This window comes from Rhodococcus sp. R1101, from assembly GCF_000278445.1.
GTDB lineage: Bacteria > Actinomycetota > Actinomycetes > Mycobacteriales > Mycobacteriaceae > Rhodococcus > Rhodococcus gordoniae.
Genome location: NZ_AJVB01000697.1, coordinates 1 through 1480, shown reverse-complemented (window position 1 = coordinate 1480; position 1480 = coordinate 1). Strand labels below are relative to the sequence as shown.

The 1480-nt window shown below is 68.6% G+C and carries 1 protein-coding gene and 1 pseudogene; both read left to right on the top strand.

Annotation, left to right across the window (positions count from 1 at the left end; all coding sequences use genetic code 11):
- Positions 1 to 840 (top strand): annotated as a pseudogene (locus R1101_RS28410) (DNA-binding protein); the annotation flags it as partial.
- On the top strand, positions 837 to 1480 hold a 644-nt coding region (locus R1101_RS0123345; protein WP_016935594.1), incomplete at its 3' end, for a TRAM domain-containing protein. The pseudogene R1101_RS28410 and the gene R1101_RS0123345, both read left to right, overlap by 4 nt.

Below are 1480 nucleotides of genomic sequence, written 5' to 3'. Positions count from 1 at the left end.
GTGTGGGTCTTCGAAGCCGAGGTCACCCGGCTCATCCAGCTGTACATCGTGGGGGTGTTCGTCGCGTTCAGCCTGGGACAGGCCGGCATGGTGCGTCACTGGACCCGGGAGTTGCGCACCGAGTCGGATCCCACCGCCCGGGGTCGCATGACGCGGTCGCGGTTGATCAACGGGGTCGGGTGCGTGTCCACCACGCTGGTGCTGCTGGTCGTACTGACCGGCAAGTTCGCGGCCGGGGCATGGATCGCGGTGGTGACCATGGTGGTGGCGTTCGTGCTGATGAAGGCGATCCGGCGTCACTACGACACGGTCGCCGCCGAACTCGAGAGCGTGGACTGGGACGGAGTGCTGCCCAGCCGCACGCATTCCATCGTGCTGGTCTCGACCTTGCACATGCCCACCATGCGTGCGCTCGCCTATGCGCGGGCGACCCGCCCGGACACGCTCGAGGCGATCACCGTCAACGTCGACGACGAGAGCACCCGGCGTCTCGTCGTCGAATGGGAGAGGAGCGATCTGACGGTTCCGCTGAAGGTCGTCGAGTCGCCCTACCGTGAGATCACGCGGCCCGTCCTCGACTACGTGCGGCGGGTTCGGCGCGATTCTCCCCGGGACGTGGTGACCGTGTTCATCCCCGAGTACGTGGTGGGCCACTGGTGGGAGCAGCTTCTCCACAATCAGAGTGCGTTGAGGCTCAAGAGCAGGCTCCTCTTCCAGCCGGGGGTGATGGTGACGAGTGTGCCGTGGCAGCTGCGCTCGTCCGCGGAGGCGGGCGCGATGGGGCGGGCCGTCCCGGACGGACAGGAACGACAGTTCGACAACGAGGAGGAACCCCGGTGAATCGTCAGGCACACCCGCGTACGGATTGGTCCGGCCGGCGGATCGAGGTGATCCTCGGGAATCCCGCCCACGGCGGTGCGTGTGTCGCGCGGTTCGAGGGTCGGGTCGTCTTCGTGCGGCACGGACTGCCGGGGGAGCGGGTCTTCGCTCGCGTCACCGAGGATCGGGGCGGGTCGTTCTGTTTCGCCGACGTGGAGGACGTACTCGAGGCGTCCGAGGATCGCGTCGAGCGGGTCTGTCCGATCTCCGGTCCGGGGGGAGCGGGCTGTTGCGATCTGTCGCACATGACCGTCGCGGCGCAACGTCGTTTCACAGGTGCCGTGGTGGTCGAACAGCTGCGCCGGCTCGGCGGTGTGGACCGCGAGGTGACGGTCGAGGAGGTGCCGGGCGGTGCCTCGAACGGGACCTTGTGGCGAACCCGGGTGCGGCTCGCGGTGGACGTGGTGGGGAATCCGGGATACCGGCGCTACCGCAGCAACGAGGTCGTCCCCGAGCTGGCCTGCCCGCAGATCGATCCGCACGCCTATGTCGGTCTCGCCGACCGGGTGTGGCAACCGGGAGCCGAGTTGCAGGTGGTGCTCGACGCGGACGGTGGCCGGCACGTGGTGGAGATCGCGCCGCCCGCCGTCGCGGGTGGTGC